We start from the raw sequence: 18153 nt of genomic DNA on the forward strand, positions 1-18153 counted from the left end.
GAACAGCAAAAAGAGAGAAAATGAAAACGGAGAAACAGGGATATGATAGCTGTTCTACTTATGAGGAACAGTTAAACAAATATGGAACCATTATATATACCAATGTAGGACGCAGTATGATGCCTCTCCTTCGGGAACATCGTGATATTATGATCATAAAGGCCAGACCGGAAGGACGGCTTAAAAAGTATGATGCGGTGCTTTATAAAAGGGGAGATCATTATATCCTGCACAGGATACTTTCTGTAAGAAATGATGGTTATGTGATCTGTGGGGATCACAATTACAGGAGAGAATATGATATTACGGATCCGGATATTATCGGAGTGCTTACCGGGGTGATACGGGATGGAAAAGAGATTCCGGTTACGGATAAGCGATACAGATGGTATGTGCATATATGGTGTGATCTTTTTTATATCCGGGCAGGTATTTTATTTGTAAAGGCAAGAGCTGCCCGGCTGCGCAGGAAAATGGGTAAGAGCAGATGAAGAAACAAAGCAGGATGATGCAGGGTGAACAGAACAGGAAAACATTTGTATGGATGTGGCAGGGTATAGCAGGAAAGCGGTATTATATCGTTTTCCTGCTTATAATATCTGTCCTTCTTGGTATGTCCGGCGGCCTGCTCGCATTGTTGCTCCGGAATCTGATCGATCATGCGGTGGAAGGAGAACGTTCCGGTTTTGTGGCAGCGGGAACAGGACTTGTACTGCTTGTGATCCTGCAGATCACGTTCCGGGCGGTTGACCGTTATCTGGAAGAAAAAACACGGTCAACTTATGAAAATATCTGGAAGAAACGATTGTTTTCGGAACTTATGGGAAGAAGTTACCGCGAAGTCACACAGATCCATTCCGGAGAATGGATGAACCGCCTGACTTCAGATACCGTGATCGTGGCGGATGGACTGGCGCAGATCGTTCCCGGTGTATGCGGGATGCTGACACGGATCCTGATCGCGGTTGTTCTGCTGATCGGTATTATGCCGGAACTTGCTTATGTATTGATACCGGGAGGTCTTCTGCTTGTCTTTCTGACCTGGATATTCCGACGGGTGTTGAAACGTCTGCATAAAAAAGTGCAGGAGGCAGATGGCAGATTACGGATTTTTTTATCGGAACGGTTATCCGGTCTGGTGATCCTTCACACATTCGTAAAAGAACAGGAAACGGCAGATGAAGCAGACCGGTATATGAATGCACATCAGGGCAGCCGGATGAAGAAAAACAGATTTTCCAATATCTGTAATATCGGGTTCGGTGCAGCAATGAATGGAGCTTATATTCTGGGAGCCATATATTGTGGGTATGGAATATTGAAAGGACAGGTTTCCTATGGAACCTTTATAGCAGTGCTTCAGCTTGTCGCACAGATCCAGACACCGTTTGCGAATCTGTCTGGGTATTTCCCAAAATATTTTGCCTGCCTTGCCAGTGCAGAACGGCTGATGCAGGCAGAAACCTTTGAACCGGATAGAGCCGGATCAGAGATGAGCCCTTCCGGTTTTCAGGAATCATTTACGGCACTTGAGATCACAGACGGCTCCTTTTCTTATCGGAGAGATACGGATCTGCTGGGAGTTCAAGCATTGGCAGATTCAGATCACTGTGAAAGAAAGGTTCTGGAGCATTTTAATATGCATATCGCAAAAGGAGAATTTCTGGCACTGACCGGACCCTCCGGGTGTGGAAAGAGTACAGTGCTTAAAATATTAATGAGTCTGTATGCACTGGATTCCGGAGACTGCAGCGTAATACTTGGCAGTGAAAGGTATAAGATGCATGCAGGCTTCCGCTCGCTGTTTGCTTATGTGCCGCAGGGAAATCATCTGATGAGTGGAACAATAAAAGAAGCGGTGGCATTTGGTGAGCATATCGACACGGAGAAGCTGACACAGGCACTCAAAGCTGCCTGTGCAGAATTTGTTTATCAGCTTCCGGAACAAATGGAAACTTCACTTGGAGAACAGGGACATGGATTATCGGAGGGGCAGATCCAGCGTCTGGCAGTTGCAAGGGCGGTTTATTCCGGACATCCGGTTCTGATCCTTGATGAAGCGACAAGTGCACTGGATGAACAGACAGAGAAACGGCTGCTTTCCAATCTCCGTGCAATGACAGATCGGACTGTCCTGATCGTTACACACCGGCCGGCAGCTTTGCAGGTGTGTGACCGTACGATAGCAATGGTGACGAACAGGGAAGAATGAGGAATGAGATAATATGATTCAGTATAACATCAGGACACTTGGAAAAAATGAATGGGATTTTCTGGAGTTAGTGACGTTTGGACTTCATATGAAAGCGGTATCAACGGAACGGCTACATCAGATGAATCTGCAGGCTGTCCGGAAGTGGAGCAAATATCATATGTTAGGTGCTCTGGTTTATGATGCCATTGAACCTGCGTTAAAGGTAGACCAGACATTTGCGGAAGCGTATCCACAGCTTCTTACGGCATGGCGGGAGAAAAGGGATAAGGCGTTACGCAAGAATATGCTGTTAGATGCTGCCAGGAAGCAGTTATTTAGATATATGGAAGCCGAAGGTATCTGGTATATGCCATTAAAGGGGAGCATCATAAAGGATCTGTATAAGAAGCCCGGAATGAGGGAAATGTCAGATAATGATATTTTGTTTGATCCGGCATACAGCCGGAAGATCCGGTTTTATATGGAAGAACATGGATATCAGACGGAATCATATGGCGTTGGAGCACATGATACTTATCTGAAAGAACCGGTCTATAATTTCGAGATGCACCGGGTATTGTTTTCAGAGAAGCCGGGAGCAGAATGGAATCAATATTATCAGGATGTGAAGGACAGACTGATAAAAGATGGAAGTAATTCCTTTGGTTATCATTTTGAAGAAAATGATCTGTATATTTATGTGATTGCCCATGCGTATAAGCATCATAAAGGTTCAGGAACCGGAATACGGACACTTACAGATTGCTATATTCTGAATGAAGCATATGTCGATCATTTTGATTATGAATATATCGGGCAGGAGTTAGCTGTGTTCGGAGCATCGGAATTTGAGCAGACACTGCGGAGTCTTGCACATAAGATATTTGCATCGGAGGATATGGGGCAGAAGAACCGGTTTACAGAACAGGAGCGGGAGCTTCTTACCGAACTGATGTATTCCGGCACATACGGAACGGTCGCCGGCATGGTGGAACGGTCACTGAAAGAACTTCAGGCAGATGGAGGCACGATCACAACCGGAACAAAATGGCGGTACATGTGGCGGAGACTTTTCCCGGATATGGGATTTTATAAAGAGTATGTACCGGTGGTATATCATCATAAGATCCTGTTGCCGTTTTATACTGTTTTCCGTTGGGGGCGTGGATTGATAAAGAACCGGAAAAAGATTACGGAAGAGATTAAAGCAATAAGAAAAAAATAAACACAAAACAAATATAAATGGAAGAGAATAACAGTATCGGAATGAAACAGATCTGAATATAAAAACAGAAAGGCGGACATGGATATGAGTAAATACAAGTTGATTGCTTTTGATATGGATGGAACCTTATTAAATTCCGAAAAACGGATATCAGAGCGGACACTGGAAGCTGTGAACCGTGCATTTGATGCAGGAAAGGAAGTGATCCTTTCGACCGGAAGATGTGTGGCAGAGCTTCGGGAATATTTTAAGCGGATTCCGAGGCTGCGTTATGTTGTCTGCTCTAGCGGCGCGATCCTGTATGATGTAAAAGAGGAAAAGATCCTGTATTCGAATTCAATCTCTATTGAACTGGCAGAAAAGATTCTGACAGAAAGTAAAAAAGAAGATCTTATGGTGCATCTGCTTGCAATCGAATCCATAGTGCAGAAAAAGGACATACCCCAGATGGAACGCTTTGGGATGGGCGTCTATCGGCCAATGTATGAGAAGGTTACAACACAGGTCGATGATATCTATGAATATTATAAGGAACATCCATTTGAGGTCCCGAAGCTGAATCTGTATCATGCGACAACAGAAGGCAGGGAGAAAACCAGAAAGAGACTTGCCGGACTGAATCTTGTTCTTGCGGATGCAGAGAAGACCGCTTTGGAATGTTCGGCGACAGGAGTTACCAAAGGAACCGGGCTGCTCCGGCTGTGTGAGTACCTGGGTGTTGAACCTGAAGAGACGATCGCGGTCGGTGATGCAGACAACGATCTGAATATATTGGAAACTGCAGGATTAGCGATTGCGGTCGGAAATGCAAATGAACATGTAAAAGCAGTTGCTGCGGTTGTTGTCAATGACTGTGACCATGATGGATGTGCAGAAGCAATTGATAAATATTTATTATAAAGAGTTAAGAGGCGATACAAATGACGATCAAAGATTTGAAAGAGGGACAGTCCGCAACCATCTGTACAGTTGGCGGTGATGGAGCACTGAGACAGCATTTCCTTGACATGGGCGTGATACCCGGTATTGAGGTTAAACTGATCAAATATGCACCAATGGGCGATCCTCTTGAAATTCGTATTCATGATTATGAACTGACGCTCCGACTGGCGGATGCTGAGCAGATCGAGGTATCAGATAAAAAATCAGATGAAGACGAACATAGGAAAGATAACAAAAAGGATAAAGCTTTAGTAGAGCATCCGGGACTTGGCGAAGGCGGAAAATATCATGTGAAAGCAGATGAACATCCGCTGCCGAAGGATGAGATCCTGACCTTTGCTCTGGTTGGTAACCAGAACTGTGGCAAGACGACATTATTTAACCAGTTGACAGGCTCGAATCAGCATGTAGGTAATTTTCCCGGAGTAACGGTTGATCGGAAAGAGGGAATGATCAAAGGATATCCGGACACAAGAGTAACCGACCTTCCGGGTGTATATTCTCTCTCGCCGTACAGCAGCGAAGAAATTGTAACCAGACAGTTTGTATTCGATGAAAAACCAAAGGGCATAATCAATATCGTGGATGCAACCAATATTGAGAGAAATCTCTATCTGACGATGCAACTGATGGAGCTTGATATACCGATGGTGCTGGCACTGAATATGATGGATGAAGTCCGTGAGAACGGAGGATCAATCCGTATTAACCAGCTGGAAAGTATGCTTGGAATTCCGGTTATTCCAATCTCTGCGATCAAGAATCAGGGTGTAGATGAATTGATCGAACATGCAGTTCATGTCGCCAGATATCAGGAGAGACCGGGCAGACAGGATTTTTGTGATCCGGAAGATCATGGTGGTTCGGTGCACCGGTGCCTGCATGGAATCATGCATCTGATCGAAGACCATGCAGAGAATGCGGGAATCCCGGTTCGTTTTGCTGCGGCGAAGGTGGCAGAAGGGGATGCAGAGATGGAAAAATCTCTACATCTTGAACAGAATGAGACAGAGATGATAGAACACATTGTAAGCCAGATGGAAGAAGAACGTGGAATTGATCGTGCGGCAGCAATTGCAGACATGCGGTTTGATTTTATACAGCGGATCTGCAGACAGACGGTTGTCAAACCGGCAGAGAGTAAGGAACGTATCAGAAGCCGGAGGATCGATGCGGTTCTTACGGGAAAGTATACCGCCATACCGACCTTTATATTGATCATGGGAGCGGTCTTCTTTCTGACCTTTAATGTGATCGGAGCGGTACTTCAGAATCTGCTGGGGAAAGGGATTGATTATCTGACAGCGCAGATGGATCAGCTTCTGACTGCATGGTCGGTGAACACGGTGCTTCATTCACTTGTGATTGATGGTATCTTTAAGGGGGTTGGAAGTGTGCTGAGTTTTCTTCCGATCATAGTGGTGCTGTTTTTATTTCTTTCGTTATTGGAAGACAGTGGATATATGGCTCGTGTTGCTTTCGTCATGGACAAACCACTCAGAAAGATTGGGTTATCCGGAAGAAGTATTGTGCCGATGCTGGTTGGCTTCGGCTGTACGGTTCCCGGCATTATGGCGAGCCGTACCCTTCCGTCGGAGCGTGATCGTAAGATGACGATCCTGTTGACCCCGTTTATGAGCTGTTCTGCAAAGCTTCCGATCTATGCATTCTTTGCAACAGCGTTTTTCCCAAAGTATAAAGCACTTGTTATGGTCGGGTTGTATGTTGTGGGAATACTGATAGGAATCCTTGTGGCGCTTATTATCAGAAAGACATTATTCAAGGGTGAGGCAGTTCCGTTTGTTATGGAGCTTCCAAACTACAGAATGCCGGCATTGAAAAATGTATTGCAGTTATTATGGGAAAAGGCAAAGGATTTCTTACAGCGGGCATTTACGGTTATCTTTGTGGCAACGATCGTGATCTGGTTCTTACAGAGCTTTGATCTGCACTTTAACCTGACGGCAGATTCACAGAACAGTATCCTTGCAGTTGTCGCAGGATTGATCGCACCGGTATTTGCACCGCTTGGTTTCGGAGACTGGCGGATATCGACGGCACTGATATCCGGATTTATGGCCAAGGAGAGTGTAGTATCAACATTGTCTGTGCTGACCGGAAGCATGGATGTTATCCATAAGATCCTGACACCGGCATCCGCTCTGTCATTGTTGATATTCTGTCTGCTGTATACTCCATGTGTAGCAGCCGTTTCTTCCGTAAAACGGGAACTTGGAAGCAAATGGGCACTGGTAGTTGTGGTCGGACAGTGTGTTGTTGCATGGATCATGGCGGCACTTGTCTATGCAATCTGTCTGTGTTTCTAAAACAAATATAAATTATAAAATACAGGCGTGATGATTATAAAAAAAATGTAAAAAAGTCATATCCGGTAAAGATTTTCTTTACTTTTTGATTAGGGATGGCTATAATACAAATTGACTGTGGAAGTTGGTAGTACAAACTAACCTCCATAGAATAATACTTAGAAAGAAAAGAGGATTTGTGTACAATGAAAAATATTGATTTAAGCAAGTATGGCATTACCGGAACTACAGAGATCGTTTACAACCCTTCATATGAAACACTTTTCGAGGAAGAGACTAAATCTACTCTTGAAGGATATGAAAAAGGACAGGAAACAGAGCTTGGCGCTGTTAATGTAATGACAGGTATTTATACAGGACGTTCACCTAAAGATAAGTATATTGTTGTTGATGAGAATTCAAAGGGCACTGTATGGTGGACAACAGATGGTTACAAGAACGACAATCATCCAATGACAGAAGAGACATGGGCATCCGTTAAGGATATTGCAAAGAAGGAACTTTCAAATAAGAAATTATTTGTAGTTGATGCTTTCTGTGGAGCAAACGCTGATACTCGTATGGCTATCCGTTTTATCGTAGAAGTAGCTTGGCAGGCACATTTCGTAACAAATATGTTCATCAAGCCAACTGCTGAAGAACTTGAGAACTTCGAGCCAGATTTCGTTGTTTACAACGCATCAAAGGCTAAAGTAGAAAACTATAAAGAACTTGGTCTTAACTCAGAGACATGTGTAGCATTCAACATCACAAGCCATGAGCAGGTTATCATCAATACATGGTACGGCGGAGAGATGAAGAAGGGTATGTTCTCAATGATGAACTACTACCTTCCACTTAAGGGAATGGCAGCTATGCACTGTTCAGCAAACACAGATATGAACGGTGAGAACACAGCTATCTTCTTCGGCCTTTCAGGAACAGGTAAGACAACACTTTCAACAGATCCTAAGCGTCTCCTGATCGGTGATGATGAGCACGGCTGGGATGACAACGGCGTATTCAACTTCGAAGGTGGTTGCTACGCAAAGGTTATCGACCTTGATAAGGATTCAGAGCCAGATATCTATAATGCGATCAGAAGAGATGCTCTTCTTGAGAACGTAACAGTAGATGCAAATGGTAAGATCGACTTCACAGATAAGAGCGTTACAGAGAATACTCGTGTATCTTATCCAATCGATCATATTAAGAACATCGTTCGTCCTATTTCATCAGCTCCTGCAGCAAAGAATGTTATCTTCCTTTCAGCAGATGCATTCGGAGTACTTCCTCCGGTATCTATTCTGACACCAGAGCAGACACAGTACTACTTCCTGTCAGGCTTCACAGCTAAGCTTGCCGGTACAGAGCGTGGAATCACAGAGCCGACACCTACATTCTCAGCATGTTTCGGACAGGCATTCCTTGAGTTACATCCTACAAAGTATGCTGAAGAGCTTGTTAAGAAGATGGAGAAGAGCGGAGCTAAGGCTTATCTTGTAAATACAGGATGGAACGGAACAGGCAAGCGTATCTCAATCAAGGATACAAGAGGTATCATCGATGCTATCCTTAGCGGTGCTATCCTTTCAGCTCCTACAAAGAAGATCCCTTACTTCAACTTTGAAGTACCTACAGAGCTTCCGGGTGTTGATCCGGCAATCCTTGATCCTCGTGACACATATGCAGATGCTTCTGCATGGGAGACAAAGGCATTAGATCTTGCTGACAGATTCATCAAGAACTTTGCTAAGTACGAGAGCAACGAAGCCGGTAAGGCATTAGTTGCAGCAGGTCCTCAGAAATAATATCTGAATGATCAGAATACAATATATGTTCGTGAGATACACCTGAGACACTATAACGTCAGGATATACTTCGGACAAAGAAGAACCGGGTGTGGGTTTCACATCCGGTTTTTCTTTGTAGCAGGGCATATCGTTCTTGCTAACTATATTGTGTCTGATATTATTTGAAGAAGAACGGAGAGTTGATTGAGATGAAAGTTAGGCAGAACAGACAGGCAGAACGGCAGATGTCGGAAGCATTTATTACCAGTGTGTTTCTGGCGTTATCCGGTGGATTTCAGGATGCTTATACATATTTTACAAGAGATGAAGTGTTTTCAAATGCGCAGACAGGAAATGTAGTGCTGATGAGTCAGCATTTTATGATGGGTGAATGGCAGGCAGGACTTCGTTATCTGTATCCATTGTTTGCATTTGCATTTGGGGTGTTCTTTGCAGAACAGGTACAGGGACGGTTCAAATACGCAAAGAAGCTTCATTGGAGACAATCCATTTTATTGATGGAGATTTTAATTTTGTTTTTTGTTGGATTTTTAACAGAAGGATGGAACATGCTGGCAACGGTATTGGTATCTTTTTCCTGTGCAATGCAGGTTCAGACATTCCGGAAAGTCAACGGACATTCTTATGCGAGTACGATGTGTATCGGAAATCTCAGAAGTGGTACAGCGGCCTTATCTGTATATTTAAGAGAAAAGAAGCCGGAGCAGTTAGAAATGTCACTGTATTATTTCGGTGTGATCCTGTTCTTTGCGGTCGGAGCCGGAATCGGAGGTGTTTTGTCGGTACATCTGGGCTTCCATGCTATCTGGGTATCCAGCGGATTGCTTCTTATCAGTTTCCTTCTGATGTTTAAGGATCGTCTTGAAAAAGATGTGCATGAGCTGGAGGGTGATCTGGAAGAAGATATTCAGAAACTTGGAACACAGCTCCGCGAAGAAATTAAGAAATAGATAAGAATAAAATAAAGAATATTCATTTTGTTATATTTATGAGATAATGAACGCAGAATTATTCGTTCTCAAGTGTGTTGATTATGTGGCATGCAGTAAGTATAGGATATGCAGAAAGAAATCTACAGAAAGTGAGGTGGCAACTATGCTTCAACAACAGAAGAAACAAATATGTGTGATATATTGTATCATATTGATATTAGCTGCCACCGTTTTTGGCATAGGTGATATAGAAAGTTCCAGAATGGAGCGGGGGCTTGAACAGAATAAATCTGTGCTTCGTGAAGTCCGGACGACATCAATTAATGAAATAGGGATACTTCCGACAGGAAGCGTTCTTCGTACAGTGTTTGAAACGCAGAGCCTGAAATCGTTTCAATCGGAGAAAACAGTTGATCTGTGGATCCTGGTTTTACCGTTTCTGTTTACCTTATCCGGGTTCGTTTGTGATACCAGAAAATGGTGGGTGAAGATCGGCACACTGGTGCATGCATCTCAATGGTATCGAAGGCTTGAGTATATACATAAAAAGGACGGAAAGAAACTCCTGACTTCTTACATTTGAAAACTGAATATGTAAGAAGAAAAGGAGAATAATAAAATGGGTATGGATATATTTGCTATTGTTTTTGGCGTTGTTGCAATCGGTCTCGGAGGATTCTTTTTCATTAATGAGACATTTATTAAAAAAGAATCGGATAGCGATAAGATATCTGCAGATGCAGAGAAGAACAGCAGAGAATCATAAGCAGTATACTATTATATGGGATATTATAAGAAACAATAGCTGAGACAAAAAGCTGTCGGAATTGGTCATTTATTAACCGGTTTTGCCTGATATAATGCAGGTGAAAAGGGAGATATATGATGGATTCCGGCAGCTTTTTTCACGTATGCGGTTATTTGCCGTAATTAACGCATTCCTGATATAAAATACTGGATTTTCTGTTTACAATATGTTAAAATATTCATTACATATACTTAAAAATCGACAAAAATCAGGATGGGAGATAAAGTATAGATTCGTCTGTTCAGAATGAACGATATATAAAGAAGAAAGTAAGGGATAAAATGGCAGGAACGATAGATATAAAGCCGGCGACCAAGCTGCGGTTGGCACTGGATGTGCCGGCAGGAAAACAACCGGTATTCAATATGATAAGCACACGTTGGCATTTTCAACGATTCGATATGGTGTTACTGATTTTGCCGGATTTATACAAATATGTCATGGCGTTCCATGTATCGCAATTCCACTTTCGGAAATCCCTTTGCCAACGCTGATTTCATTTCCATATCTGATGCATGGAATTGATACTCTATTTTTCAGTTCAAATGTGTCTGATAATTTATTCATTTGACGATCCTTCTTGTCTTTGATAATTAAATGATAGTCCTTGGAGTTCACTCTGTGTCAAGCTTTTTTCAGAGATTAAAAAAATTTGTAAAAATTATGCGAATGTACGAAAAGAAATACAATAAAAATGATAAGGATTGTTGAATTATAAAAAAAGATTCTGTATAATACCATTAGAGTGTTTTATATATTCACATAATATAAAATTGAAAGGAGAAAAAATTATTATGTTACAGAACCAGGAATGGGATTCATTCACAGGTAGACTCTGGAAAGAAGAATGTAATGTCAGAGACTTCATCCAGAACAACTACACAATGTACGACGGAGACGAGAGCTTCCTTGCTGGACCAACAGATGCTACTAACAAGCTCTGGGACAAGCTTCAGGCTCTTCAGAAAGCAGAAAGAGATAACGGCGGTGTATTAAAGGAGGATGCTGATGTTGTATCAAGCATCACAGCATACGGCCCTGGATATATTGATCCTGAGACAAAGGACCTTGAGCAGGTTGTTGGTCTTCAGACAGATGAACCACTTAAGAGAGCATTCATGCCTTATGGTGGTATTAAGATGGCTGAGGAAGCTCTTGAGATGTATGGTTACAAGCCAAACGAGAACTTCCATAAGATCTTTACAGAGTATCACAAGACACATAACCAGGCAGTATTTGATGCCTATACACCAGAGATGAAAGCTGCACGTCATACACATATCGTAACAGGTCTTCCTGATACTTATGGACGTGGACGTATCGTAGGTGACTACAGAAGAGTTGCTCTTTACGGTATCGATCAGCTGATCGCTTGGAAAGAGGAAGATAAGGCAAACTGTGGCGATGGTAATATGTTTGATGATGTTATCCGTCAGAGAGAAGAGCTTGCAGAGCAGATCAGACGTCTGCAGGAGATGAAGGTTATGGCTCAGTCATATGGTTATGATATTTCTAAGCCTGCTTCAAACGCTAAGGAAGCTGTTCAGTGGTTATACTTCGGATACCTTTCAGCTATCAAGACTCAGAATGGTGCTGCTATGTCAGTAGGACGTGTATCAACATTCCTTGATATTTATATTGAGAGAGATATTAAGGCCGGAAAGCTTACAGAGGCTGAGGCTCAGGAGCTTATCGATCATTTCACAATGAAGCTTCGTATGGTTAAGTTCGCAAGAATTAAGTCATACAACGAACTGTTCTCAGGTGACCCTGTATGGGCTACACTTGAAGTTGGTGGTATCGGTGTTGACGGACGTTCAATGGTTACAAAGAACGACTACAGATTCCTTCATACTCTTGAGAACATGGGACCGGCTCCAGAACCAAACCTTACAGTTCTTTATTCTTCAGCTCTTCAGGATACATTCAAGAAGTATGCTGCTAAGATCTCAGTAAGAACAAGCTCAATCCAGTACGAGAATGATGATGTTATGAAGCCTATCTGGGGTGATGACTATTCAATTTGCTGCTGTGTATCAGCTACACAGACAGGTAAAGAGATGCAGTTCTTCGGAGCTCGTGCAAACCTTGCTAAGTGTCTCCTTTACGCTATCAACGGTGGTAAAGATGAGAAGTTCTTAGACAAGAAGACAGGTAAGCCAATGCAGGTTGGTCCTGAGTATGCTCCAATTACTGCAGAGTATCTTGACTATGATGAAGTTCTTGCTAAGTACAAGAAGATGCTTGATTGGTTAGCAGGACTTTATGTAAATATCCTGAACCTGATTCAGTACATGCATGATAAGTATTACTATGAGTCAGCAGAGATGGCACTTATCGATACAGATGTACGTCGTACATTTGCAACAGGTATTGCCGGATTCTCACACGTAATCGACTCACTGTCAGCTATCAAGTATGCTAAGGTTAAGGTTATTCGTAACGCAGAAACAGGTCTTGCAGAAGACTTTGAGATCGAGGGAGAATTCCCTAAATATGGTAATGATGATGACAGAGCTGATAACATCGGTGTATGGCTTCTTCATGAGTTCCTTACAGACATCAAGAAGAGACACACATATCGTAATTCAGAGCCTACAACATCTATCCTGACAATTACATCAAACGTAGTATATGGTAAGTACACAGGTAACCTTCCGGATGGAAGACGTGCTTGGACACCATTCGCACCAGGTGCTAACCCAAGTTACGGTGCAGAGACATCAGGACTTCTTGCTTCACTGAACTCAGTAGCTAAGATTCCTTATGAGTGGTCATTAGATGGTATCTCAAATACTCAGACAATGAACCCATCAGCACTCGGACATGACGAGGAAGAAAGAGCTGAGAAGCTTGTAAGCGCTATGGACGGATACTTCGATCAGGGTGCTCACCACTTAAATGTAAACGTATTCGGTAAGGATAAGCTCCTTGATGCAATGGAGAATCCGGATAAGCCAGAGTACGCTAACTTCACAATCCGTGTATCAGGATATGCTGTTAAGTTTATCTCACTTACACGTGAGCAGCAGCTCGACGTTATCAACAGAACATTCCATGACTCACTGTAAATCTTACACAGTCTGAATGTTTTAACAGATAAGTAAAAGATTGGAGTCCCGGGGAGTCTATCTCCGGGACTTTTTTACAGCATAAGGCAGACGGATTTTTATCCGTATATCATGTGCTTCGCACATTCTATGCATTTCGCAAAATCAGCATTCTTGCGAGCAAATAATTTTGCGTTCATTATATCATGTGCTTCGCACATTCTATGCATTTCGCAAAATCAGCATCCTTGCGAGCAAATAATTTTGCGTTCATTATATCATGTATGAAAATTGTGTATCAGAGAGAAAATAGAAAGAGGCTATGAAGCTGTGAGTGGTGGAAACAGATGCATAGTCGTGGTTGTTTAATGTGTAATTGTGTAAAATAATAGAAAGAACTTAGAGGTGGAACATGCCGGAAAAGAAACAGATTTTAGGATATATTCATTCAACAGAAAGCTTTGGAGCAGTCGATGGTCCGGGAATTCGATTTGTTGTATTTTTACAGGGATGCAAGATGAGATGCAAATATTGTCATAACCCAGAGACATGGAATCTTGTAACAGATTACAGCAGACTGTATGCTGACGATGTCAGCGATGATGAAAGAGAAGCACTTGAGAAAAAAATTGAAGAGAATACAAAACTGCTCAAAGATAAAGGTGTTAAGATCGAGGCCAGAACTCCGGAAGATCTGTTAAAGCAGGCACTTCGTTATAAGCCATACTGGAAAGGTCAGGGTGGTATCACTGTAAGCGGTGGTGAAGCTTTACTTCAGATGGATTTCCTGATCGAATTTTTTAAGCTTGCGAAGGCGCAGGGTATCCATACTACGATCGATACGGCCGGAAATCCATTTACCAGAGAAGAACCGTTCTTCTCAAAGTTCAATGAACTGATGAGCCTTACAGATCTTTTTCTGCTTGATATTAAGCAGATTCATGATGATAAGCATCGTGAATTAACAGGGTTCTCAAATCAGAATATTCTGGAGCTTGCACAGTATCTGTCCGATCATGGCAAGCATATGTGGATCAGACATGTACTTGTTCCGGGAATTACGACAGATGAGGATGATCTGAAGAAGACAAAAGAATTTATAGATACTCTTAAAACAGTGGATAAGGTAGAGGTACTTCCATATCATAAGCTGGGTATTCAGGAGTGGGAGAGACTTGGAATTCCTTATAAATTAGAGGGAATCGATCCTCCAACAGAGGAGCAGCAGAAGCTTGCAAAGAGCATTCTTGAAAATTAGGCTGTGAATAAAAATGGAAGATGAAATTACTTATTATTTCGCAAGACGCTTTCGCTCTATTCCTCGGCGCAGCGGTACGTAAAGTTACGAAAGACGTAACTTAAGTACCGGCGCTCGGAAAGGCTTGCTGCATAATAATAATTCATCTTCCATTTTTATGCCATAAACTTATATAGTAAGGTATGCTCTTTGCAAGCATGTTTTTAGAGTAGGCGGAAGGTTGACTTTTGAGTGTCAATGATTCCGTCTTTTTTTAGTTTGCTGATTTCAGCGGACATGGCGGAGCGTTCTACACCGAGATAGTCTGCGAGTGCCTGACGATTGAAAGGAATCGTGAAGGTATCCGAATGATTCTGTTTTGCCTGATCGGAGAGGTATGCCATTAATTTATCACGGGTTGTTTTCTCTGACATATAGCGTATTTTTTGATTTAACGCAAGGTTTTTCCGGGCAATTTCATGCAGCAGATTCCGGATCAGGGTATTGTGAAAATCACAGGAATTCGAACATGAGGTCAGAAGATGATGGCAGTCCAGAAGCAGAATATCACTGTCAGTCATGGCAAAGACGCTGACTGGTACAGTAGAAAGACCTGCGCAGGAGAAGGCTTCTGCAAACAGATCACTGGGTTGTAAATTTGTCATAACGCTTCGGTTTCCATAATAATCTTCTCGGATCACCTGCGCTGTTCCGGTAAGGATGATTCCGATAAAGCGAGCTGGATCGCCCTCTACGAATATGGGATTCCCTTTTTTTACATGAATATGGTTTCCATCCAGACATGTAAGCATGGCCGGCAGATTCTGTTCATCGATGCCGGTAAACAGGCGACAGGCTGACAGGGTATCAATATAGGATGTAAGATCAGATTTGTTCATAAAATTTCCATTTCCTTAAATGTTATTTTGTTGGAAATCCAACATACATTTTGAAATAAGTATATTAGAATAAGCACATAAAATCAAGAACCTGATTGACAGTTAAGTGATGAAAGAAAGCTATGATGTATATTGTCCATCAATGAAGCGACAAATATAACAGCAAATATCATAGAATGATCAGGTATCGGGTATTCAGGAGGAAAAATGATGATTCGCAGGATTATAGAAATTAATGAAGAAAAGTGTAACGGCTGTGGGGCATGTGCATCGGCATGCCATGAGGGCGCGATCGGGATGGTGAATGGTAAGGCAAAGCTGCTTCGGGATGACTATTGTGACGGACTGGGAGACTGTCTTCCAACCTGCCCGACCGGGGCTATTACATTTGTTGAGCGTGAAGCAGCAGACTATGATGAGGCGGCGGTATTGGCGGCAAAAGCTGAGAAGATGGCAAATGAAGCAGGCAATCCATCAGGAGAACCTCTGCCATGTGGTTGTCCGGGTACGGCTATGAAAACATTTAACAGAGACCAGTATGACAAAAAGACAAGAGCTGTTGAAGCTGGGAGTAAGACTGCGCAGAATGGTGCAATATCACCTGAGCTTGCACAGCAGTTAGCATCGATGATGGGACAGCAGGAGTCAGAGCTGCGCCAGTGGCCGGTACAGATTAAGCTTGTTCCGGTGACAGCCCCTTGGTTTGATGGAGCAAAGCTGCTTGTTGCGGCGGATTGTACAGCGTATGCATATGCGAATTTCCACCGGGATTTTATTAAGGGACATATCACTTTGGTGGGCTGCCCGAAGCTTGACATGATAGATTATTCTGCAAAGCTGACAGAGATCATCCGGAATAATAATATCCGGAGCATTACGGTTGTAAGAATGGAGGTTCCGTGTTGTGGTGGTATTGAGATGGCTGTAAAGAATGCGCTTCAGAACAGCGGAAAATTCCTTCCGTGGAATGTAGTTACAATTTCAACAGATGGAAAGATTATGTAAGTAAAATAAATGTATATTGTTTTACTGTTGCTAATGTAAGATCATGTGGGATAGAGGACACAGATTTTGCAGGAAAATATGTCGGGTGACAGAAAAATAAAAGAGAAGAAGGCTTCGGGTGTCAGAAATTATAAGGTAAAGGGCGTGACCGGAAAATAATACTTGACATTTTGGTTAGAAGTATCTAACATAACATGTGTTATGATGAATGATCAGGAAAACACAATAGAGAAAATTAAACAGACAGCATTAGACGAATTCTTCATGCATGGCTATAACAAAGCAAGTCTTCGAACGATCTGCAGTCGGGCAGGAGTTACGACCGGTGCAATGTATTTTTATTTTAAGAATAAAGAAGCATTGTTTCGGGAGATATTTGAACCATTGGTCGTTCAATATGAAGAATTGCTTGTCAGATATATGAAGTTAGAGCTTGCAGAACCGGAGCTTGGCACACAGTTGGATGTCCAGATGATGCAGTTTATTCTGGAACATCGGAAGGAAGCGGTGATCATTCTGGAAAAGGCGCAGGGAAGCTGTTATGAGATGTATCGCTCCAAGGTAGAACAACTGATGGAGCAGTCCATATATACATTTTATAAGAGCCGGATGGATTACGAGCCGGATGAAAAGCTTGTAAAGATACTGGCAAAGATCCGTTTGGATGGATGTCTGGAGATTATTAAAGGAAATTATAGTATGGAAGATAGTTTGTATTTGGTTGAGAAGATCGGGATCTACTCAATGGGTGGAACAGACAAATTAATACAGAATCTAAGAGAGCCTCACAGCATATAGCTGTGGGGTTCTTTTTTTACAACATAACAAAAAATAACATTTGTTATGCAAACACAGAAAAGGAGAATTAGCTATGAGTGAAGGAAAAGTAATGCAGACAGGAACAACAGGAGAACAGGCTAAAACAAAGGTAGGAGTACAGGGAGTACCGGAGACGATGCTGCAGACTTTATTTGCAAGAGCGGCAGAATCCGAAAAAGAGAATCACCATATCTATGATAAGAAAGCGATCGAGATCGTATCACAGTTAGATTATGATTTCTCAAAAGCAGAATCCGATAAGCTGATGAGCAGCGGTGTAATTGCGAGAACGATCGTGCTGGATCGTCTGGTAAATGATTATCTGACCAAACACCCGGATGCCATTGTTGTAAATATTGCCTGCGGACTGGATACCCGTTGCTACCGGATGAAGGGAAAATATCAGCGTTGGTACAATATCGATCTTCCGGAGACCATGGATATCCGAAGCCGTTTCCTTGAGGAGAATGGTCCGGTTTACCAGATCGCAAAGTCTGCAACTGATCCATCTTATACGGTGGATATCGAGTATCATGGAGAACCGGTTCTGGTGGTGATCGAAGGTCTTACGATGTATTTAACGGAGCAGGATGTGCGGAAGATGTTTGAGATCATTGATCAGACATTTACACAGGCAAAGGTTCTGGTTGAGGTAATGGCACCATTTGTTGTGAAGCATATGAAAGAGAAGTCCATAGAGGGAAGCCGGGCGAAATTCATCTGGGGTGTGAAAAGTGGAAAAGCATTTCAGAGTGTTACACCTTCTTTCCGGAGCGAAAGAGATATCAGTCTGGTAGAGGGGATGAAAGAATTTGCTTCCATATATAAAGTGCTTGGAAAGATTCCGTCTGTAAGGAATTTTTCAAACAAGATTCTGGTACTGAATAAACGATAATTTATAAACAATAGGAGCTTGGAAAAA

The 18153-nt window shown here is 42.4% G+C and carries 16 protein-coding genes; 14 read left to right on the forward strand and 2 right to left on the reverse strand.

Annotated features, from left to right (window positions below; translation table 11 throughout):
- Positions 1-20 precede the first annotated feature (20 nt).
- The 9 genes from OCV60_RS06785 (at position 21) to OCV60_RS06825 (ending at position 10179) form a co-directional block, all read left to right on the forward strand.
- Positions 21-491: a hypothetical protein gene (locus tag OCV60_RS06785; RefSeq protein WP_117822002.1), complete on the forward strand. Its 471-nt coding sequence runs from the start codon at positions 21-23 to the stop codon at positions 489-491.
- The gene (locus OCV60_RS06790; protein WP_118674355.1) at positions 488-2212 is read left to right on the forward strand and encodes an ABC transporter ATP-binding protein; all 1725 of its coding nucleotides are present in this window, start codon (positions 488-490) and stop codon (positions 2210-2212) included. Before OCV60_RS06785 ends, OCV60_RS06790 begins: the two co-directional genes overlap by 4 nt.
- A gap of 13 nt (positions 2213-2225) precedes the next feature.
- Positions 2226-3419: a nucleotidyltransferase family protein gene (locus tag OCV60_RS06795; RefSeq protein WP_118674357.1), complete on the forward strand. Its 1194-nt coding sequence runs from the start codon at positions 2226-2228 to the stop codon at positions 3417-3419.
- A gap of 84 nt (positions 3420-3503) precedes the next feature.
- Complete coding sequence (locus OCV60_RS06800; RefSeq protein WP_262529873.1) at positions 3504-4319, forward strand: HAD family hydrolase; 816 nt, start codon at positions 3504-3506, stop codon at positions 4317-4319.
- 20 nt (positions 4320-4339) lie between these two features.
- A complete protein-coding gene (gene feoB / locus OCV60_RS06805; RefSeq protein ID WP_117821998.1) occupies positions 4340-6688 on the forward strand; it encodes a ferrous iron transport protein B in 2349 nt (782 codons plus the stop codon).
- A 185-nt stretch (positions 6689-6873) separates the two neighbouring features.
- On the forward strand, positions 6874-8478 hold the full coding sequence (gene pckA, locus OCV60_RS06810; RefSeq protein ID WP_008401912.1) for a phosphoenolpyruvate carboxykinase (ATP): 1605 nt from the start codon (positions 6874-6876) through the stop codon (positions 8476-8478).
- 191 nt (positions 8479-8669) lie between these two features.
- Complete coding sequence (locus OCV60_RS06815; protein ID WP_021944112.1) at positions 8670-9431, forward strand: YoaK family protein; 762 nt, start codon at positions 8670-8672, stop codon at positions 9429-9431.
- 145 nt (positions 9432-9576) lie between these two features.
- Positions 9577-9996, forward strand: coding sequence for a hypothetical protein (locus OCV60_RS06820; protein WP_021944113.1), 420 nt, complete (start codon positions 9577-9579; stop codon positions 9994-9996).
- Positions 9997-10032: 36 nt separating this feature from the next.
- The gene (locus tag OCV60_RS06825) at positions 10033-10179 is read left to right on the forward strand and encodes a hypothetical protein (RefSeq protein WP_008401909.1); all 147 of its coding nucleotides are present in this window, start codon (positions 10033-10035) and stop codon (positions 10177-10179) included.
- A gap of 480 nt (positions 10180-10659) precedes the next feature.
- Here OCV60_RS06825 and OCV60_RS06830 read toward each other — a convergent pair whose 3' ends face one another.
- Positions 10660-10788, reverse strand: coding sequence for a hypothetical protein (locus tag OCV60_RS06830; protein WP_021944114.1), 129 nt, complete (start codon positions 10786-10788; stop codon positions 10660-10662).
- 227 nt (positions 10789-11015) lie between these two features.
- Here OCV60_RS06830 and pflB point away from each other — a divergent pair, with 227 nt between their 5' ends.
- Together pflB and OCV60_RS06840 are read left to right on the forward strand one after the other, a co-directional pair.
- Positions 11016-13292 (forward strand): formate C-acetyltransferase, encoded by a 2277-nt coding sequence (gene pflB / locus OCV60_RS06835; protein ID WP_021944115.1) that lies wholly within the window; start codon positions 11016-11018, stop codon positions 13290-13292.
- Positions 13293-13683: 391 nt separating this feature from the next.
- On the forward strand, positions 13684-14529 hold the full coding sequence (locus tag OCV60_RS06840) for a radical SAM protein (RefSeq protein ID WP_118662615.1): 846 nt from the start codon (positions 13684-13686) through the stop codon (positions 14527-14529).
- 203 nt (positions 14530-14732) lie between these two features.
- On the opposite strand, the gene OCV60_RS06845 is transcribed toward OCV60_RS06840, so the two are convergent.
- Positions 14733-15407, reverse strand: coding sequence for a Crp/Fnr family transcriptional regulator (locus OCV60_RS06845; protein ID WP_118662616.1), 675 nt, complete (start codon positions 15405-15407; stop codon positions 14733-14735).
- Positions 15408-15617: 210 nt separating this feature from the next.
- Here OCV60_RS06845 and OCV60_RS06850 point away from each other — a divergent pair, with 210 nt between their 5' ends.
- The 3 genes from OCV60_RS06850 to OCV60_RS06860 all read left to right on the forward strand — a co-directional run bounded on the left by OCV60_RS06850 (position 15618) and on the right by OCV60_RS06860 (position 18126).
- Positions 15618-16412, forward strand: a complete 795-nt coding sequence (locus OCV60_RS06850) for an ATP-binding protein (protein ID WP_021944117.1) — start codon at positions 15618-15620, stop codon at positions 16410-16412.
- A gap of 162 nt (positions 16413-16574) precedes the next feature.
- Positions 16575-17210 carry a TetR/AcrR family transcriptional regulator gene (locus OCV60_RS06855; protein WP_317258979.1) on the forward strand — a complete coding sequence of 212 codons (636 nt, stop codon included), beginning with the start codon at positions 16575-16577 and terminating at the stop codon, positions 17208-17210.
- A gap of 73 nt (positions 17211-17283) precedes the next feature.
- Complete coding sequence (locus OCV60_RS06860; protein ID WP_262529877.1) at positions 17284-18126, forward strand: class I SAM-dependent methyltransferase; 843 nt, start codon at positions 17284-17286, stop codon at positions 18124-18126.
- Positions 18127-18153 lie beyond the last annotated feature (27 nt).

Origin of the sequence: Coprococcus ammoniilyticus (genome assembly GCF_025567345.1) — a bacterium.
In the GTDB taxonomy this organism is placed as follows: Bacteria; Bacillota; Clostridia; order Lachnospirales; family Lachnospiraceae; genus Coprococcus; species Coprococcus ammoniilyticus.